The organism is Anaerococcus sp. Marseille-Q5996 (genome assembly GCF_946893725.1).
GTDB classification, from domain to species: domain Bacteria; phylum Bacillota; class Clostridia; order Tissierellales; family Peptoniphilaceae; genus Anaerococcus; species Anaerococcus martiniensis.
Map to the genome: position 1 here is coordinate 35,866 of NZ_CAMPPE010000002.1, position 19,104 is coordinate 54,969.

Genomic DNA, 19,104 nt, shown 5'->3' on the forward strand with positions numbered 1-19,104 from the left:
ACCAGGTCTTAAAAATTGATACTTGGCAAGGAAGAAGTAAAATATATAAATCAAATTGTTCGATTTGAACCTTTGTGCTAAAATTAAGTGAAAGGAATTTTATGGACATTAGTAAAAATATAAATAAGATAGTCAATATTTTATTTTACATATGCCTAGTCAGTATTTTAACTATCACAGCAGGAGATAGTTTTTTATTGCTTGCTAGCATACCAATTATTTTTTCTGCTATTGGCCTAGATAAGGGAATTGGTGAATTTTTAATAGTTTTTGCCAGTTCGTTTTTAATTGGGCTAATATTTGGAGATTTTAAACAAAATATCTTGTTTTTTATCCCGATTTTACTTTTATCTTTAATACAAATAGGATTAGTAAAATCAAATTTATCTGATAAAGATCAGATATTCATAAACTTTGCCCTAGCAAGCTTGTTATTTATTGGAATATATAAATATCAGATGATTAACGAAAATATAACTATCACAGATATGGCAAATGAAATGAAAGAAGTTTTTTCTACAAATCTAGAATATGATATTCCAGAAAATATTTATGAACTGTCTTTTGCCCTTTATCCATCTATTTTGTCAGGGCTTGCTATAATTTATAGTTTGTTTTCCTTAAAAATAGTTAGAAACTTTTTGGCCTACAAAAATAAAGGTGAAGATATTAAAAATCTAAATACCATTAGAATTAGCAAAAAAGATTCTATCTGCCTTATTGCAATTGCTTTAGTAATCTATTTTGTATTAAGCTTTGCTATAAGTGTGCCAGCAAATTATATATTTGCAAATATTATTGGTATTTTTGCCATACTTTTAATTTTAAATGGTATATTGACCTATGATTACCTAACAATGAGAAAAGCTGGGGCCTTATCCCGTAGTATGAGATGGTTTTTTATCATAATATTTTTCTATTTCTTTATGTTTATCTTTATTTTGCTAGGCATAAGTGATATATTTATTGATTTTAGGAAAAAGATAAGGAGGATAGATGGAAAATAATTCTAAGAAGGCTAATGAAAATATTTTTTATACTATGATCCTGCCAGTTATCACTTCGGTATTTGTTTTTTATTATAACCAAATAGCTGGTGCCATAGCTATTTTAGCATGTGGAGCCCTGTATTTTTATTTGCAAAACCAAAGAGATTATAATGAAAAAGCCATTCAAAGATATGTAGATGATGTACATTTAAGTTTTGATAGTATCACAAAAAACTTAGTTTTTGAGATGCCTTTTCCCATCGCAGTTTTAAATGATGGAACAAATATTAAATGGCACAATGGATATTTTAGAAATTTATTTCCTGGTGAAGATTTAGTGGGAGTTGATATTTCAAATTTAATTCCAGATTTTGAGCATATTAATTTTGAAGATAAGGAAATTATTCAACCTATCACAATCGTAATTGACGAAAAATCAATGCAATTTTATTTTTCAACAATTTTTAATGACGAATTAAAAACTACTGAAACTTTTCTATATGGCATTGATAATTCATATGATGAATCTATAAAGCAATTATTTAAGGATAAGAGACTGGTATTTTTCACAGTTTATCTTGATAATTATGAAGATTTGAGAAGCTCAACTGATTCTGTAAGCAGACCTCAGGTTCTTGGAGCTGTTGATAGAAAAATCAATGAATATTTTAATGGCCATAATGGTATTGTAAGAAAATACGAAAACGACAGGTATATGGTAATCATGGAATACCAAGATTACCAGCAAATCCATGATGATAAATTTTCTATTTTGGATGAAATTAGGGAAATAGAGGCTGGAAATACTATAAATCCAACATTATCTATTGGTGCAGGTATTTCAGGAGCAAATCCAAGTGAAATATATGGTGATTCTAGGGTTGCAATTGAGATTGCTCTTTCTCGTGGAGGAGACCAGGCAGTTGTAAAAATAGATGATAATTACGAATATTTTGGTGGAAAATCAAAGGCTACAGAAAAAACCTCAAAAGTAAAATCAAGGGTGATTTCTGGAGCTCTAAGACGAATGATAAATGCATCTACAGATGTTTATATTATGGGTCATAATAATCCAGACATGGATTCTTTTGGTTCATCCCTTGGAGTATATGAGGGTGTAAGATTTTTAGGAAAAGATGCATACATAGTTTTAAATGAAGTTCCAAGACAAATTGAAAATATGTATCAAAGTACGACAGGGACTCTTGAGGAGCTTAAAGATAATATATTAACAGAAGATCAAGCCCTTGCCCGAATAAAACCTTCATCGCTTGTAGTTGTTTGTGATAATCACAGAAAAAATTCTACTGAGGCACCTAGCCTAATAGAAAGAACTGATCAAATATTTATAATAGACCACCACAGACGTGGAAATGACTATATCAAAAAAGCAACTATTTCTTATATTGAGCCTTATGCATCAAGTGCATCAGAGCTAGTTACAGAAATACTAAATTATCTTGATGAGGACTTTAAGGCAAGGACATCTATTGCAGAATCACTTCTAGCAGGAATAACTGTTGATACCAAAAATTTTGTTTACCAAACAGGTGTCCGTACCTTTGAAGCTGCAAGTATATTAAAACGCTGGGGAGCTGATTCTGTTTATATTAAACGAATGTTTAAAGATGACTTTGAAATTGTAAAATATAAGTCGGAAGTTATAGCAGATTCGAGTATAGTAAATGATATGATTGCCATAGCTCATTTTAATAGAGATATTGATGGTTCTAGCTTAATTGCAAGTCAGGCTGCTGATGATTTGCTAACTATAAAGGGTGTGAAAGCATCTTTTGTACTTACAAAAGCTAATAACAAAATCCACATTTCTGGTAGAAGCTTAGGCGATATATCGGTACAATTAATACTAGAACGTATCGGAGGGGGAGGCCACTTAACCGCGGCTGCAACCCAATTAGACATGAGCATGGAAAATGCCGAAGATATGCTAAGAAAAGCAATAAATGAATATTTAAGAGAGGAAGAAGAAAATGAAAGTAATACTAACAGATAATATTGTAAGAGTAGGTGTAAAAGGGGACCTAGTAGACGTAAAACCAGGATACTTCAGAAACTACTTAAACCCACAAGGACTTGCTGTAGAAGCTAACAAAAAGAATATGGCTGAGCTTGAAGAAATGCAAGCACAATTAAAGGCTGAAGAAGCAGAAAATAGAAAAGAAGCTGAAGAATTAAAAGAAAAAATCGAAGCACTTACAATTACTCAAAAAGTAAATGTTGGTGAAGATGGCAAACTATTCGGATCAGTAACAAACAAAGACCTTGCAGAAGCACTTGCAGAACAAGGAATCGAAATCGATAGAAAAAGAATCGAAGATGTTGAAAAAATTGATGGAGCTGGTGAGTTTGAACTAAATGTTAGACTTTATCCAGAAGTAAACGCAAATCTTAAAGTAGAAGTTGTAGCTGAGGTACAATAGTGACAGAGGCAAGTAGGCCTCTTCCATACGACTTCTTAGCAGAAAAAGCCATCATCGGAAGTATTATCAAAAAAAATGAGACTTTCGATAAGGCAAATCAAATAATAAAACCTGTAGACTTTTATGATTCTAGGACGCAGAGGATATATAAATCTATTGTCACAATGTTTGAAAAAGACATTAAGGTTGATGAAATAAGTTTATTATCCCAGCTTAAGAATGAAAATATATTACAAGAAGTTGGAGGGGAGGAGTTTATCACTGAGATTACCCTCTCCTCATTTTATACTCCAAATATCGATACATACGCAAAAACTGTAAAAGAAAAAGCATTGCTTAGAAGTCTAATAGGGGCAAGTGAAGATATTATGGAGCTTAGCTACAGGCAAAATGAAGATGTTAGCTCAATATTATCAATGGCTGAGGGAAAGATTTTTGATATTTCCCAAAGCAAGCTAAATGAAGGTTTGATAAAAGTAGCCGATACCCTTGATGAAACAGTTCAAGTAATCAACGAATTATCCTTAAATGATGGAGATATAACTGGAGTTGCTACAGGACTATCAACAATCGACCTTAAACTTTCAGGCCTGCAACCAGCCCAATTGATCCTACTTGCAGCCAGACCTGCCATGGGAAAAACAGCTTTAGGTTTAACTATGGCTTGGAATGCAGCCAGAGAAGGAAAATCAGTAGCTTTTTTCTCTCTAGAAATGTCCACTCTCCAGCTAAACTACAGACTTTTATCCATGGTAAGTATGATTGACCTAGAGCAGGTCATGAATGGTAGGATAAAGGATGATGAGTGGGAATTATTATTTAGAGCTACAAAAGAAATTGCTCAAAAAGACATATATGTAGATGAAACTCCAGGAATAACCCTATCTGAAATGAGATCAAAACTTAAAAGACTCAAGGCTGAAGAAGGTGTTGACCTTGTAGTTATCGACTACCTTCAGTTGATGCAAGCAGACGGTCGCCAAGAAAATAGGCAAAACGAAATTGCGTCTATTTCTCGTGGTTTAAAATCACTTTCTAAAGAATTAAACTGCCCAATTTTATCCCTTGCCCAATTATCCCGTGAGGCCGACAAAAGAGCTGATCACAAACCAATCTTATCAGACCTTAGAGAATCAGGTGCCATTGAGCAGGATGCAGATGTAGTTATGCTTTTATATCGTGAAGATTATTACGATGAAGAAGAAAATCCCAATATTGCCAAGGTCATAGTTGCCAAGCACAGAAATGGTGCAACAGGAACCCTAGATTTATTTTTCAATAAACCATGTACAACTTTTAGAGACCTAAGTTATAGGGAAGAAAATGCATAGTAAAAATGAAAAAGCTAGGGTTTACATCGAAAAAATAAATCGTGAAACAGCCCTTGGTTTTAAAAATTGGGGAGAATTTGATGACCCAAGGCTATCAGGATACAATTATGGTGGACTGACAGATTTTGAAATAAATTTTTGGTACAATTCTGTAACAACACCGCGTAAAAGATATTTTGCAGTCAAAAGGATTGAAGATGACAGATTTATTGGATTTATGGGTTTAAAAAACTATAATCCATTGACCAAAAAAGCAAAACTGGGTATAGTTTTTGATCCGAATTTTGTTTCTTTAGGCTATGGTTATGAAGCCATGTCCGTATTTTTAGATTATTATTTTAATGAGTTAAAATTTAGAGAAATGATTCTTGAAGTAAATTTATTTAACCAAAGAGCCATAAATCTTTACAAAAAATTGGGTTTTAAGGAGTGCGGCCACACTACAGAAGTTTTTGAAAACCAAAATATAGATTTTGATCAAAGATATTTTGAGGGCAAAAGAGATATTATATTTTCCAAGATACTAATTATGAACTTAAAAAAGGATGATTATTATGAACTTTAAGATGCAAGATGTAAAGCTTGATTTGGGTACTACAGCTTTTGAAAATATGTTTTTAAATACCTATGTGCAAATGGCAGATGGGGATAGCCTTAAAGTTTTTTTATTAGTATACAAGGACATTTATAATACTGGTATTGTAGATAGCAAAAAAATCCAAAAACAATTATCCTTTACTGAAGAAAAATTCAATGAGTGCATAGAATTTTGGGTAAACATGGGTGTTTTCCGCGAGAAAAAAGATTCAACAGGTCAAAAATATATAGAGATTATATCTCTAAGGCAAATGTATTATGGGGATAATTCAAAATCAGATAATGAAATTAGCTACGATATTGCTGGCAGAAAATCAATTATGTTTGATAACATCGAAAGAATAATTGATAGAAATCTAACAACAGCAGATATCACTAGGATCCAAGAAACATTGGCAGATTATAAGGCAGATCCAGAACTAGTGACAGAAGCATTTCGCCAGGGAAAAGTAAATGGCAATATGGATGTAAAATATGTCCTAGGTTACATAAAAACATGGCGTGACCAAGGAATTTTTACACTAGATGATTTAAAGATGCGTGAAGAAAGGCAAAAACTTGCTCGCAAAAATTCACCACGACAGTACAGAAAAAAAACTTCTACAAATGATCATGCAAAAGATTATGCAAAAAAAGCCCGTGAGGAACGTTTTAAAAAAATGCTAGGGGAGGATTTGAATGGAAACTAATGGTAAGGTGACAAATATCCTAGCCCAAAGGCGTGAGAAAAATCTAATCGACCAACAAAAACGCATCAGTGAGGTATATAGTAAAATTCCTAGCATGGAGTCCTTGGATAAAAATATAAAAGAACTAGGATATTCTATAATCCAAGATGGATTAAGAGGACTAAGTACAGAAGAAAAAGAAAATGACCTTAAAAATCTGAGATTGCAAAAAATTAATATCCTAGAGCAAAATGGTTTTGCCAAAGATTATATGGAAATAAGGTACCATCACCCAATTTGCAAGGATACTGGATTTGTAGGTACACAAATGTGTTCTTGTCGCAAGCAGCTTATAATAGATGAAAACTACAACCAATCAAATATCAGGAATTTAATTTCTATAGAAAACTTTAGAAATTTTGATGATTCTTTATTTTCTGATAACCCTTACAAAGATTACCCCATAACGCCTTACAAAAATATCCAGCTTATAAAAAAATCCTTGTATGGATTTATAAATAATTTTGACAAACAAACTGATAATTTATATATTTTTGGAGAAGTGGGCCGTGGCAAAACTTATTTACTAAATGCAATTGCAAAAGAGATTCTTGATCGAAATTATTCTGTACTTTATATGACCTCATCAAGACTTTTTAAGTTTTTAAACGACTACAACTGGGCATTTGAAGAAGCTCGTGCAAAACACCAAGAACAGTTTGATTTTATCCTAGAATGTGATTTACTAATAATAGATGACCTAGGAAGTGAAGCTTCCAGCAAAAATGATAGCGCAAATTTATTTGAAATTGTTAACCATAGAATGATTGCCGGCAAGCCAATTATTTTTTCTACAAATTTTGATGAATCTACTTTATTAGAAACTTATGGAGATAGGATTTTTTCTAGAATTATAGGAAATAGTGAAGTTTTTGAGATATTTGGGGAAGATTTGAGACTTAAAACAAGAAATTTTTGAGGTGACAATGCTAGTTGTAGATAAAAAACAGATGATAGAAATTGATAAGTACGCCATTAGTGAACTAAAAATTCCTGCCCTAGCCTTGGTTGAAAGAGCTGCCCTTGCTGTTATAAAAAATATCAATCTAGAAGTTCGAAAAACTTTTGCTATAGTAGTTGGCATTGGTAACAATGGGGCAGATGGGCTTGCTATTGCTAGAAACCTGCTAGCTCGTGAATATTATGTAGATATATATATTGTTGGAGATATAGCAAAGGCAAGCAGTGAATTTTTAAAAAATTATGAAGCTGTAAAAAATCTAACAGATAATCTTTATAGTCTAGAAACCATTGCAGACTTAGAATTTATGGAAAAAAATCTTTCAAATGTTTCTACAATTATTGAAGGAATATTTGGAACGGGCCTTAATCGCACAATATCTGGAACTTACGCCTACGTAATTTCACTTATAAATCGTTCTTTAAAATACATTATTTCCATTGATGTACCTTCAGGTCTTGACACTACAAGTGGAGACAGCTGGGGTGAAATTGTTGATTGTGATTTGATAGTTTCTATGCAGCTGATGAAAAAAGGTGTGTATGAGAGATCAATTTATAAAAACAAATGTATTGTAGAAGATATTGGCATTCCTCAAAGAGCAATAAATCATGTATTAGATAAGATGGCAAACTAGCCATCTTTATTTTTTTTACAAAAGAGGATAAAATATAAAAGTAAAAATATTTTTGGATATGCTTATGGAGAATTATAATGAAAGTAAAAATTAAATTCTATAAGCTATTTTATTTTTAAATAAAACTTGTATAATAAAAAGTAAAACACTTAAGCAGGTAAAAGCGATGAAGCAAAAAAAATTAGATACAAAACAAATAATTATTTCAGGACTTGCCCTTTTCGCCATATTTTTTGGTGCGGGTAATTTAATTTTTCCTCCATTTTTGGGATTGAATTCAGGAAAAGATTGGTTTTTGGCATCCCTTGGCTTTAACTTATCGGATTCCTTGTTAATTTTACTAGGTATATTGGCACTAAGTTTTAGATCAGCGAATTTAAAGTCTTTTGGTAGTAAACTTAGCAATAATTTTGGAAGTATTCTAAGTCTAGTTTGTATAACTTTAGTGGGTCCGCTACTATCTATTCCCAGAACTGGAGCGACAACTTATGAAGTTGCATTGAGCCCTTTTTATCCAAATATTAATAAGATATTATTTTCATTTTTATTTTTTGCCCTAGTTTATATTTTAACCATAAATGGTTCAAAGGTAGTAGATAGGGTGGGAAAATATTTGACACCCACATTATTAATAATATTAGCTATTTTGATTATAAAAGGATTTTTCTACCCAGATGTAGTTTTAGAGTCAACAGCTGACAACAAGTTTTCAGCTGGATTTATAGAAGGCTACCAGACCATGGACTCTCTAGGCCCTATATTTTTAACAGGAATTATCCTCGAAGATTTAAAAAATAAGGGAATAAGTGAAAAAAATGATTTGATAAGGGCAACTATTTATTCAGGACTAATTGCTGTTTTTGGATTGGTAATAGTCTATACTGGTCTTACTTATGTAGGTGCAAAATCAATTGCTTTTGCTGATCCAGATTTAAATAGGACTAGTCTTTTAATAGCTATATCAGAAAATCTTTTAGGCCGTAATGTGCAAATTGCTTTAAGCCTAGTAGTAGGTTTTGCATGCCTATCTACAGCCATAGGGCTAGTTTCAGCTTTTGCATCTATTTTTGCAGAAAATTTCAAAAAGTTATCATACAGATTTTTTGTAAGACTAGGGGTAGTAATATCATTTGTACTTTCAATCCTTGGAGTAGACAAAATAATGGAAATATCTATCCCAATATTGCTCTTTGTATATCCTATTGTAATAAGCCTTTATATTTTAAATTTAATTGATAGGGGAAATATTAGCCCCTTAGCTTATAAAATCTCAATAGGAGCTGTGGCTCTTGTAAGTTTTGCAGATGCCCTTAGCGCCCTTGGTTTTAGCAATAATTTTTATGTAAATGGTATCAATAAATTACCTATGGCAGATGCTGGATTTGCCTTTGTATTTGTCTTTTTAATTTCTCTTATATTTGGACTTTTAATATCAAAAAACCAAAAAGGGATTGAATAAAATATATTTTTATTATATACTATACTTAAGTAAATATGAGCGATGATAAGACTTAGTAACTATTATAAAGCCTTTAGAGAGAAGATGGTTGGTGAAAATCTTTGGTGGTTAGTAGTGAATCTACCTTTAGCTTTTTAAATTTGAGTATGTAAGCAAACATAAAAATTGGGTGGCACCACGAGACCTTCGTCCCATGTAGGATGATGGTCTATTTTTATGCAAAAAAGGAGAAAAAATGCTAGATATAAGATTAGTTAGAGAAAACCCTGAGCTAGTAAAAGAAAATATCAAAAAGAAATTTCAAGAAGAAAAATTACACCTAGTTGATGAAGTTCTTGAACTTGATGAAAAAGGAAGAGCTGTAAAAACTGAAGGAGATAATCTAAGAGCTGAAAGAAATAAAGTTTCAAAAGAAATCGGTGCTCTTATGGGCCAAGGAAAAAAAGATGAAGCAGAAGCTGCAAAAGCCCATGTAGGAGAAATCAACGACAGATTGTCTCACATCGAAGAAGAAACTAGAAAATTTGAAGAAGAAATTAAAAGTAGAATGCAAAAAATCCCACAAATTATCGACGATTCTGTACCTCTAGGCAAAGATGATAGCGAAAATGTGGAAAATGATAGGTATGGTGAGCCAGTAGTGCCAGATTATGAAGTACCATACCATGTTGATATTATGGAAAGTTTTGATGGTATAGAATTAGATGCAGCTCGTGAAACTTCTGGTTCTGGTTTTTACTATCTAAAAGGTGATATAGCAAGGCTCCAATCAGGCATTCTTTCATATGCTAGAGACTTTATGATAGACCGTGGCTACACATATTACATCCCTCCATTTATGATAAGAAGCGAAGTTGTAACAGGTGTTATGAGCTTTGAAGAAATGGAGAATATGATGTATAAAATCGAGGGTGAAGATTTATATTTAATCGGTACATCTGAACACTCAATGATAGGTAAATTTATAAATACAATCAATGATGAAGAAAAAATGCCACTAAAAATGACATCCTACTCTCCATGTTTTAGAAAAGAAGTAGGGGCTCATGGGATAGAAGAACGTGGGGTCTACCGTATCCACCAATTTGAAAAACAAGAAATGGTTATAATTTGTAAACCAGAAGATTCAATGAAATTTTATGATGAATTATGGAAAAACACTGTAGACTTCTTTAGAAGCCTAGAAATCCCGGTAAGAACCCTAGAATGTTGTTCAGGGGATTTGGCAGACCTAAAGGTAAAATCAGTAGACGTAGAAGCCTGGAGTCCACGTCAAGGCAAATACTTTGAAGTAGGATCTTGTTCAAACCTAGGAGATGCCCAAGCAAGACGTCTTGGAATCAGACTAAGGGGAGAAAATGGTAACTACTTTGCCCACACCTTAAATAACACAGTAGTTGCTCCACCAAGAATGCTTATAGCATTTTTAGAAAATCTACTTCAAGCAGACGGCAGCGTAAAAATTCCTGAACCACTTAGAATGTATATGGGTGGTAAAGAAAAACTCGAGCCAGTTGAAAAATAAATAAAAAAATCCAAGCTTTATTGCTTGGATTTTTTATTCAGAAACTTTATTTACATTCAGGATTTTTCTCATTATTAGTTTTGCAAAATCATCTGATCCCTCTACATTTGGATGGGTCCTATCTGGTGCTAGGAGGTCTGGTCTGTTTTTTACAAATGCTCTCCAGTCTACTAGATGGGCCTTATCATTTTTTTCTGTAAAGCTTGCTAGATTTTTATTTACATAGTCCATATAGGATTGGGTGTGGGAAGTGTTTACAAAGTATACATCTCGTCCGTCTGCAATTTGCATTATTTTTTCAAGGTCTGCTTGGTTTGCTGACCCATTTGATCCGAGTGAAACTAATATTATATCTCCTAATCCATAGTTATTTTTGATTTGTGTTAGAATATCAGGTCCAGAAACCATATCTCTACCAACTTCACCATCCAAGTAAAAATTTGGAATAAATTTTCTAATGTATGAGTCAGCGTTTATTATTACTGAGTCACCCACAGCCGTTACATTGAGATTACTTAAATATTCTAATTCCTTTTCGCTAAAATCAAAATCATCATAGGATTTTTCTTTAAAATTATCATCTAATTTCTTGGTCTCCGGTAATGGTTTATCTTCTTTTCTCTCAACTTTTTTTAAATTTTCTTTTTTATTTTTCTCAAGGATTTCTTTATTGGCTAGGTCAATTTTTTCTTGGCTTGCTTTTATATCATTTCGCAAATTGTCTATCTCATCATTTTTGCTATTTCCTAACACAAGAGAAGTTATTGATAAAATCACAAAAACAATAAGTGATGCCATTAGTATATATTTTCTTAAATTTTTTGACTTTAATAATTGGAAGCTTATTTCACTTAAAACTATTACAATCAAAAATTGGGCCAATAGATTTAATAATATGTTATCCATTAATCTCGGTGCAAGATATACTACAAAAATTTGCACTATATATTGCCACAAGTATAAGTGAAAAGACCTTTCGCCAATATAAATTAAAAAATTATATGGCAAAGAATGTTTAAGATGATAATTTGTCCTTAAACTTTCATAATCATATAAAAGTGCTATCAAAATACCAACTGCTATTGTATATAAAACAAAAACTCCATGGTAGGATGATATATTTTTCCCATTGACTAGAAAAAATGGAATGATAAGCACAAGTCCTAGAATTAATATTGCAATTTTGTAAGTAGATTCTGAAATTATCTTGCCTTTATCAAACTTTTCATTAATCAAATAAGCCAGTATACCTATGCCAAATGCAGAAAATCTAGTATCAATGGCATAGTATATCCTTGTAATATCATCTGGTGATTTTCCAAATAAAAAGATCGATACAAAACTTATTATAGTTAAAAATCCATAAATAAGTATTCTTTTGTTATTTTTCTTTGGATTTTTTAAAAACTGGTCTATAATTAAAAATATCACTATAAATTGCATATATAGGGAAACATACCACATATGCAAAAACATATTAAAATTGCCAAGTTGGTTAAAATAATCATCTCCAGCTATGATTCTCCTGATATTTTCAAAGTTTAATGCAACTGGTAGGGCAGATTTAATACTATCATCAAAAATGGTCCTCGCAAAAATAAAGGAAAATATGAGGGATGTTGCCATTATTAGATAAACTGGAGATAAAATATTAATAAATTTTACTTTTAATTTTGTTTTTATGTCATAAGTTTTATTATCAGCAGTTTTTACTGTCAAAAATCCTGATAATACTAAAAATATAATAACTGCTAAGTAACCACCCGGCACAAAATGTGAATAGGTGTGAAATAGAGAGACTCCAAAAAAAGCAATTGCTCTAAGGATGGTCAGATAATTATATTTTTTATTAAGTTTTCTTCTGCTATTCATAAATGCCACCTCGTTAACAGAACAATTATAACAAAGCTGGCGTTAAAATTTTATTAAGATATTATGAAGTTTGTAATTTATTTCTTATTTTTGATTTCAAATCCGGATTTTTTTATAGATTCATAAGCCAAAATATCCATGGCATCTATTACAAAATCATATGAGGTTATATTATCAATTAAAGATAGCTCAGTACAAGCTAAAATTATTGCATCTACCCTTGTATTTTTTAACTTTTCTATCATTTTCAAAAATTCAGGATGTGAAGTATCATTTGTTTCTTTTATTTTATAAATAGTATCCATGGTAAATTCTTTGATATGATCATCCATCGGGATAATATTTATACCAAGGTTCTCAGCATATTTTTCATATATACCACAAGACATAGTTGCTTTTGTACCTAAAACACCAATGTTTAAATCATTATTTTTTTTGCAAAACAAAAGCGTTTCTTCAACCATATTGATAATATTTTTATTTGTGTAATTTTTAAAAGTATCATAATAATAATGCATGGTATTACATGGAATTGCTATGTTATCCACACCTTGCTTTTCTAAGCTTTCCAAGTCTTCTTTAACTTTTTTAAGCATAATTTCTTCATCCTTTCCAGTCAAAATTGCAGCTGTCCTATCTGGAATTTGTGGATCTGAAATTATTATGGTTGGTATATGGTCTTGGTCTTTGTCCGCCTTGGTATTTTTAACAATTTTTTGATAAAAATTTGCAGTACATAAAGGGCCCATGCCACCTAAAACTCCTAATTTTTTCATTATCTTCTCCTTACTCGTATGATTTGCTTTTTATATTATACGATTATATAATATATATCACTATTAGCCCGTTTTTCAAATAATAGGAGTTTTTATGAACAAATTTTTACCAATAATCTTAGGGTCAGACCTAAATACATATTCAATAGCTAGAGAAATCCACGAAGCTTATAATATATATCCAATTGTAGCAACATCTATGATCTTACTTCCATGTGTGGACTCTAAAATAATAAATTTTTATAAAAAAGAGAATTTTTCTAAGGATCCAGAAGTTTTTAAAGAAGTCATAAATGGTATTTATGATGACTATCAAGATAAGTATGAAAACTTTATAATCTTTGCACCAGATGATGTGATGAGGACCTTTGCTCTGAAAAATCTTGAAAAACTAAAGTTCAAACCTCTTATGCCATATGCAGATATTAAAGTTATAAAAGGACTTGCCACAAAAAACGACTTTTATGAAAAAATAAAGGACTTAGATCTTGCACCAAAAACCTTTGTTGCAAATAGGCAAAATTATTTGGATTTGGATTATCCAGAAGAAGTTTTTATAAAAGCAGATAATGATGTATTTTACAAAACTTTAGACTTTGAAGGCTGGCAAAAGGGTTATCATTCTAAATCATTAGAAGAAACTCATCAAATTTTGGCAAATATTTTTAATAATGGCTATGACTACAATATCCTTGTCCAAGAATTTGTAGCTGGAGTCGATGGGTCTGAGTACACAATCGAAGGCTACAGATCAAAATCTACCATTTCTATGGCAATTTCAAGAAATATTCTTTTAGATAAACGTGTAGAATGGATTGGAAACTTTGTTGCAAAAATAGACTCTGATGAGAAAGTCCTTTTTGATTACGCAAGAGATATTGTTGAAAAACTTGGTGTCTATGGCTTATTTAATATTGACTTCAAAAAAGACACAAAAACAGGCAAATTTTATGCCTTAGAAATAAATCTTCGCCAAGGGCGCAGCCATTATTTTGCTAGCCTAAATGGAGTAAATACATCAAAACTTGCCATTGATGATTTGATTTTTGATAAGCAAGAAGAGATAATAGGGGATAAGAAATTTAGATATTACAACCTAGATTTAAAACAAACTATAGATAATCTTGATCCCGAGTTTAGAAAAGACTTTGAAGATGAGGATAGAAAGAAAAATTCAGAAAATCCTCTAATTTACAAAAAGGATTTAAAAATTAGCAGAAGATTAAAAATGAAAAAATATTTAGATAAGCTTAGCAAAGAAACTTTTGCAATTACTGAAATATAAAAATTCCCCTAGCTAGGGGAATTTTTTTTATAAAACTTTATCATCTTCAAAAATGATGGGTTTTATTGGGTATTCTTCATTTGATGTGTCATAAAGTTCCATCAGATAATCATATAAATCATCCTTGCTTTCAAAAATGACCACTTGATAGGGAGCTGTGAAGGCTAATTTTTCTACTAGCATATATCTGCCATCATCCATATGGAATAATACACCAGTATGGCCTATAAAAAGTTCGTTTGTATTTTCGTCAATATTTGAAAATACAAAAACAGAAATTACACTATAATTTTTATTATTAGGAAATGTAATTCCATTTTCTTTCCAAAAATCCTTTATTTTTTTGATTTGAAAATTCTGGTCATTTTTATTTTCAGTTGGGATGGCTGAGTAAAATTTGTTAAATTTTTCTATCTCATTCTTTTCTAAAGTAGGAACTAAATCACTTGAAAAACTTGTATTGTCTATTTCTACTACAGAAAGATTTGGGTCTTTCGCATTTTCTATAATTATTTTATCACCTATAAGACCAAAAGTATTTATTCTGCAATTTGTACCAGTAAATTCTGGGTGCTTTTTAAAAAGCTCATCTTGCATGGCATACACATCATATTCTTTTATCTTATCTGCCTTTTCGTAATCCCTATCTATTAAAAGGTCCTTGCTTACATTTTTGTTAAAGAAATCAACTTGTTTAAAAAACCTATTGATGTTTTTAGAATCTAAGTCACTTGCATCCATAATTCTTTTTAGGTCTTCTTTTGATTTTTTATTTAATAGATTGTTATAGACAAGTCTTTTTCCATCGTTTTGAGGAATTGCTGTATTAGTATTTTTATTACATCCTGTAATAAATAAAATCATTAGCAATATAGCATATACTTTCTTCATTTCGCCTCCAAAAAAAGGGGCTATATAAGCCCCTTAAAAAATTTCTTTTTCTGTAATTATATAATCTAGTTTGTGGTCAAATTCATTAGTTGGTATTTGGTCTACTTCAACATCACTTGCAAAAAATCCTATGGATGTTGTTTTGTTTGTGTTTAGATACCTGTCATAATAACCACCACCATAGCCCAAACGGTGTTTATTTCTATCAAAACCAAGGCCAGGGACAATTGTTAGGTCTGGATTTTCGATAAATTTTACATTTCTTGATGTTGGGATATTAAATTCTCCAACCCCTAAATCATCTAAGGAATAAACTCTTACCGCTGTCATAAGTGCATTATCCGCATCTGTGATATATGGCACATATACATCCTTACCAAGTTCTAGAGATTTTTTGATGATTTCATAAGTATCAACTTCATCAGCCACTGATACGTAGATAAATATTGATTGTGCATTGTGGAATAATTCTGAGTTTAAAAATTTGGTATAGATGCTATAGTCAATCATATTTTTTTGATTATAGTCCATATGGTATCTGATGTCTCTAAATCTTTTGCGTAATGATCTTTTATTCATACTATGACCTTCCTTTTTACTTTCATTGTTTTGATCATTTTTTGAACTAGCTAGTGTTGATTCTAAGGTTTGCTTAAATGTTTTATTTTCTTGTGCAAATCTATTTATCTCTTCTTCTGACTTAAATTTATAATTTTCTCTAGCTGCATCTATTAACTCTGCACCAGTTATCAAAATTGTGGAAACAAGGTTTAACCAGATGAAGAGGGCCAATATACCAGCAAGGGCTCCATAAACCACTGATTGTTTTGAAAAATTTGTCAAAAAGAATGAGTAGATGAATGTTGCTATATAAATAGTTACTGTTGCAAAGACCCCACCTAATAGCGAATCTTTAAATGGCACTCGGTCTTCTTTATTATTTGGAGCAAATTTATAAAAAATTCCAAATACAACCGATATAATAAAAATTGGAATTAGTATTACTGTTAGTCTAAATAATGGAGATGATAAAGTTTGGATTACTCTATCAAAAATTCCGCCAAAAGCTCTATCAGAAATACGTGTTAAAACTTGGTTATTTATAAAATTTAAAATACTTGGCCCATAGATTTGTGATACTAAGATAAATACTATAAATATTATAAAAATAATTGTATATAGGAGGGAGAGTAGCCTTTGTTTTATAAATTTATTTTCTCCTTCTAAACTATAGGCCTTATTTATAGAGGTAATTAGATTATTCATCCCCTTTGTAGCCGACCAAAGGGCAAATAAAACTGTTATGATTGTAACTGAAGCGGATCCAGTATTTATAAACATGGTATCAATTACCCATTTGACCATGTCTTGAGAAGCTGATGGCAAAAAGTCTATTAGAGAATAAATAGCATCTACATTATTTTCTAAAACTTTTGAAACTACCGATACAAGGACCATCAAAAGTGGGATGGATGCTTGTAAAAAGTAAAAGGACAGGGCTGCAGAATTGTTAGCAATTTCGTGATTTTTAAACCTATAAACCATATCTGCTGCGGTTTTTTTTAATTTTACTTTTGTTTCTGTTTTCATTATTTTAAGTGCCCATCAAACCATTTTTTAATTTCTTTGAGTCTTTTTATTCTGCCGTGAGGTTTACCTGATCTTGATAATTCGTGGTTTTCACCATGAAAAACATACATTTTTGTATCAATACCATTTAATTTTAATTTGGTATACATTTGTAAACCTTGTTCTAGAGGACAACGGTAATCTTCATCAGCGTGGATAAATAGGGTTGGAGTTTTTGCATTTTCTGCATATTTTATTGGTGACTGGTCCCACATTTTATCTAGGCTATCCCAAGGATTTGAATCAGTTTGATCAGATCCAAAATAATATCCGATGTCAGAAACCCCATAAAAACTTGTCCAATTTGAAATAGATCTTTGAGAGCAAGCAGCCTTAAATCTATCATTGTGACCAATTATCCAATTTGTCATAAAACCACCATAAGATCCACCGTATACACCAAGATTTTCAGTATCAATTTGTGGATATTTTTCAATTGCTAGGTCTAAAAATGTCATCAAATCTGAATAATCAATATCTCCATACTTGCCACGAATATCAGAGAATTTCACTCCATTACCACTTGCACCATGTGGATTTGTATAAATTACAATGTAATCATTACTTGCAAACATTTGGTGTTCGTGGTGGAAGATGTCTCCAAATTCTGTTTTTGGTCCACCGTGGATGCTTAATAGGGTAGGGTATTTTTTATTTTTATTAAATTTTGGAGGCAATACTACAAAACCAGTGAGTGTATCTCCGTTAGATTCAAATTCAAATGTTTCAGTTTCTCCGACATTTGATTTGATTTTATTTTTTACAAGGATGTGGTCCTGACCTTTTTTCTTAAGTTCAGATAAACTTTCTTTACCCATGGATAAATAATAAATTTCATCACCATTGATAGCAAAATCTTCTACTTGATCATCTATTTCAAGATTTACATTGCCTTTTTTATCAATTGAATAAAGTTTTGTAGTTTCTTTTTGGGTCACAATGAAATATAACTTATCATTAGCCTTTAAGAAAGATTTACCTGACCCAAATCTTGCGTCAGTTCCTAGTGAGTTTCCAAAGGACATATCGAAATTACTATCAGTAATTTTTTTGTAGTTACCTTCAAAATCGCAAGTGAAAATGAAAGAATCTTCGTTAATTCCTCCTTTTTTCATATCTGTACCTATAAATATAATTTTTTCATCTAAGAATTCAGCAGTATAAAAAGAAAAAACTTTATCAATTAAAACTTTTTCAGTCTTGGTTTCAACATCTAAAAGTACTAGGCTATCTAACTTTTCATAGACATTGTTATCATCATAATTTGCTTTTATATAGACTGCTTTTGTTAAATCATCATTTAAGGCTAGGTATTGGATTTCGTTTGGAAATTTTGAATCTACTATTTTTGTTAATTTTTCGTCATCTGCATCATAAAAATAATAAGCACTTGACTTTTTTTCTAGATAACCTTGGCCATTAAACCAAAATGGAAGGGTGTCTAGTTTTTCAAAATATTTATTTTTTTCTTTCTTATCCTTAGCTTTCTTATCTTCCTTTTCACTGGCATTGATTAAAAAAAGTTCATCTTTTAGCCACTTTATTTCTTTTACATCAAGATCTAAGTCGAAGATTTTTTTGCCTATGCCATGGCCATTATAGGATTTGAAGCTGTCTTTCTTCTCACCTGAGTTTGATTTATAGATTAAATATGAATCTTCATCAAAAGTGTATGTTGAAATTTTTTCATTATCTGTAATAGGATAATTTTTATTTTCTTTTGTATCATAAATCCATAAATCTGTTTGGTATTTATTTTCATCATAATCAGCTTTGGTTTTTTTGTAGACTAATTTTGATCCATCCTTTGAAATTTCAAGGCCAGATAAAAATTCGTAGTCTAGTATATCTTTTATTTTTGTCTTGGTCATAAATTCCTCCAATTATTAATTTAATTATACATTAATTTTAATATTTTTTAAATTACAAACGTTTGCATATTTGTGAATTGGGTAAGTATATAAAAAGGAAAGAGGAGATGAT

16 protein-coding genes are annotated in these 19,104 nt (G+C 31.1%); 11 read left to right on the forward strand and 5 right to left on the reverse strand.

Annotated features, from left to right (window positions below):
- The first annotated feature begins 101 nt into the window (after window positions 1-101).
- From OC526_RS02620 to serS, 10 genes are all read left to right on the forward strand, one after another.
- On the forward strand, window positions 102-1,007 hold the full coding sequence (locus tag OC526_RS02620) for a hypothetical protein (RefSeq protein ID WP_262122036.1): 906 nt from the start codon (window positions 102-104) through the stop codon (window positions 1,005-1,007).
- Window positions 997-3,003: a DHH family phosphoesterase gene (locus OC526_RS02625; protein ID WP_262122037.1), complete on the forward strand. Its 2,007-nt coding sequence runs from the start codon at window positions 997-999 to the stop codon at window positions 3,001-3,003. The genes OC526_RS02620 and OC526_RS02625 overlap by 11 nt, the downstream gene beginning before the upstream one ends.
- The gene (rplI, locus tag OC526_RS02630) at window positions 2,981-3,430 is read left to right on the forward strand and encodes a 50S ribosomal protein L9 (RefSeq protein ID WP_262122038.1); all 450 of its coding nucleotides are present in this window, start codon (window positions 2,981-2,983) and stop codon (window positions 3,428-3,430) included. Before OC526_RS02625 ends, rplI begins: the two co-directional genes overlap by 23 nt.
- On the forward strand, window positions 3,430-4,761 hold the full coding sequence (dnaB, locus tag OC526_RS02635; RefSeq protein WP_262122039.1) for a replicative DNA helicase: 1,332 nt from the start codon (window positions 3,430-3,432) through the stop codon (window positions 4,759-4,761). Before rplI ends, dnaB begins: the two co-directional genes overlap by 1 nt.
- Window positions 4,754-5,326 (forward strand): GNAT family N-acetyltransferase, encoded by a 573-nt coding sequence (locus OC526_RS02640; protein ID WP_262122040.1) that lies wholly within the window; start codon window positions 4,754-4,756, stop codon window positions 5,324-5,326. The genes dnaB and OC526_RS02640 overlap by 8 nt, the downstream gene beginning before the upstream one ends.
- Entirely contained in the window at window positions 5,316-6,047 is a 732-nt protein-coding gene (locus OC526_RS02645; protein WP_262122041.1) for a DnaD domain-containing protein, read from the forward strand. Before OC526_RS02640 ends, OC526_RS02645 begins: the two co-directional genes overlap by 11 nt.
- Window positions 6,037-7,005 (forward strand): ATP-binding protein, encoded by a 969-nt coding sequence (locus OC526_RS02650; protein ID WP_262122042.1) that lies wholly within the window; start codon window positions 6,037-6,039, stop codon window positions 7,003-7,005. Before OC526_RS02645 ends, OC526_RS02650 begins: the two co-directional genes overlap by 11 nt.
- A 7-nt stretch (window positions 7,006-7,012) precedes the next feature.
- Window positions 7,013-7,684 (forward strand): NAD(P)H-hydrate epimerase, encoded by a 672-nt coding sequence (locus OC526_RS02655; RefSeq protein ID WP_262122043.1) that lies wholly within the window; start codon window positions 7,013-7,015, stop codon window positions 7,682-7,684.
- A gap of 166 nt (window positions 7,685-7,850) precedes the next feature.
- Window positions 7,851-9,143 carry a branched-chain amino acid transport system II carrier protein gene (gene brnQ / locus OC526_RS02660; protein ID WP_262122044.1) on the forward strand — a complete coding sequence of 431 codons (1,293 nt, stop codon included), beginning with the start codon at window positions 7,851-7,853 and terminating at the stop codon, window positions 9,141-9,143.
- 235 nt (window positions 9,144-9,378) lie between these two features.
- A complete protein-coding gene (serS, locus tag OC526_RS02665) occupies window positions 9,379-10,668 on the forward strand; it encodes a serine--tRNA ligase (RefSeq protein ID WP_262122045.1) in 1,290 nt (429 codons plus the stop codon).
- 33 nt (window positions 10,669-10,701) lie between these two features.
- Here the strand turns inward: serS and OC526_RS02670 are convergent, their stop codons facing one another.
- Together OC526_RS02670 and OC526_RS02675 are read right to left on the reverse strand one after the other, a co-directional pair.
- The gene (locus tag OC526_RS02670) at window positions 10,702-12,540 is read right to left on the reverse strand and encodes an acyltransferase family protein (protein ID WP_262122046.1); all 1,839 of its coding nucleotides are present in this window, start codon (window positions 12,538-12,540) and stop codon (window positions 10,702-10,704) included.
- Window positions 12,541-12,617: 77 nt separating this feature from the next.
- A complete protein-coding gene (locus OC526_RS02675; RefSeq protein WP_262122047.1) occupies window positions 12,618-13,316 on the reverse strand; it encodes an aspartate/glutamate racemase family protein in 699 nt (232 codons plus the stop codon).
- 94 nt (window positions 13,317-13,410) lie between these two features.
- Between OC526_RS02675 and OC526_RS02680 the strand changes: the two genes are divergently transcribed.
- Window positions 13,411-14,601 carry an ATP-grasp domain-containing protein gene (locus OC526_RS02680; RefSeq protein WP_262122048.1) on the forward strand — a complete coding sequence of 397 codons (1,191 nt, stop codon included), beginning with the start codon at window positions 13,411-13,413 and terminating at the stop codon, window positions 14,599-14,601.
- Window positions 14,602-14,628: 27 nt separating this feature from the next.
- Here the strand turns inward: OC526_RS02680 and OC526_RS02685 are convergent, their stop codons facing one another.
- The 3 genes from OC526_RS02685 to OC526_RS02695 are packed head-to-tail and all read right to left on the reverse strand — an operon-like array spanning window position 14,629 to window position 18,992.
- A complete protein-coding gene (locus OC526_RS02685) occupies window positions 14,629-15,492 on the reverse strand; it encodes a DUF4300 family protein (protein WP_262122049.1) in 864 nt (287 codons plus the stop codon).
- A gap of 33 nt (window positions 15,493-15,525) precedes the next feature.
- Window positions 15,526-17,082, reverse strand: coding sequence for a 5-formyltetrahydrofolate cyclo-ligase (locus OC526_RS02690; protein ID WP_262122050.1), 1,557 nt, complete (start codon window positions 17,080-17,082; stop codon window positions 15,526-15,528).
- A complete protein-coding gene (locus tag OC526_RS02695) occupies window positions 17,082-18,992 on the reverse strand; it encodes an alpha/beta hydrolase family protein (RefSeq protein ID WP_262122051.1) in 1,911 nt (636 codons plus the stop codon). Before OC526_RS02695 ends, OC526_RS02690 begins: the two co-directional genes overlap by 1 nt.
- Window positions 18,993-19,104: the final 112 nt, after the last annotated feature.

Coding starts and splice junctions, on each gene's coding strand:
- serS (WP_262122045.1), top strand. CDS start 9,379: ATGCTAGATATAAGATTAGTTAGAGAAAACCCTGAGCTAGTAAAAGAA.
- OC526_RS02695 (WP_262122051.1), bottom strand. CDS start 18,992: ATGACCAAGACAAAAATAAAAGATATACTAGACTACGAATTTTTATCT.
- OC526_RS02655 (WP_262122043.1), top strand. CDS start 7,013: ATGCTAGTTGTAGATAAAAAACAGATGATAGAAATTGATAAGTACGCC.
- OC526_RS02680 (WP_262122048.1), top strand. CDS start 13,411: ATGAACAAATTTTTACCAATAATCTTAGGGTCAGACCTAAATACATAT.
- OC526_RS02650 (WP_262122042.1), top strand. CDS start 6,037: ATGGAAACTAATGGTAAGGTGACAAATATCCTAGCCCAAAGGCGTGAG.
- OC526_RS02620 (WP_262122036.1), top strand. CDS start 102: ATGGACATTAGTAAAAATATAAATAAGATAGTCAATATTTTATTTTAC.
- OC526_RS02690 (WP_262122050.1), bottom strand. CDS start 17,082: ATGAAAACAGAAACAAAAGTAAAATTAAAAAAAACCGCAGCAGATATG.
- OC526_RS02675 (WP_262122047.1), bottom strand. CDS start 13,316: ATGAAAAAATTAGGAGTTTTAGGTGGCATGGGCCCTTTATGTACTGCA.
- rplI (WP_262122038.1), top strand. CDS start 2,981: ATGAAAGTAATACTAACAGATAATATTGTAAGAGTAGGTGTAAAAGGG.
- brnQ (WP_262122044.1), top strand. CDS start 7,851: ATGAAGCAAAAAAAATTAGATACAAAACAAATAATTATTTCAGGACTT.
- OC526_RS02645 (WP_262122041.1), top strand. CDS start 5,316: ATGAACTTTAAGATGCAAGATGTAAAGCTTGATTTGGGTACTACAGCT.
- OC526_RS02625 (WP_262122037.1), top strand. CDS start 997: ATGGAAAATAATTCTAAGAAGGCTAATGAAAATATTTTTTATACTATG.
- OC526_RS02640 (WP_262122040.1), top strand. CDS start 4,754: ATGCATAGTAAAAATGAAAAAGCTAGGGTTTACATCGAAAAAATAAAT.
- OC526_RS02685 (WP_262122049.1), bottom strand. CDS start 15,492: ATGAAGAAAGTATATGCTATATTGCTAATGATTTTATTTATTACAGGA.
- OC526_RS02670 (WP_262122046.1), bottom strand. CDS start 12,540: ATGAATAGCAGAAGAAAACTTAATAAAAAATATAATTATCTGACCATC.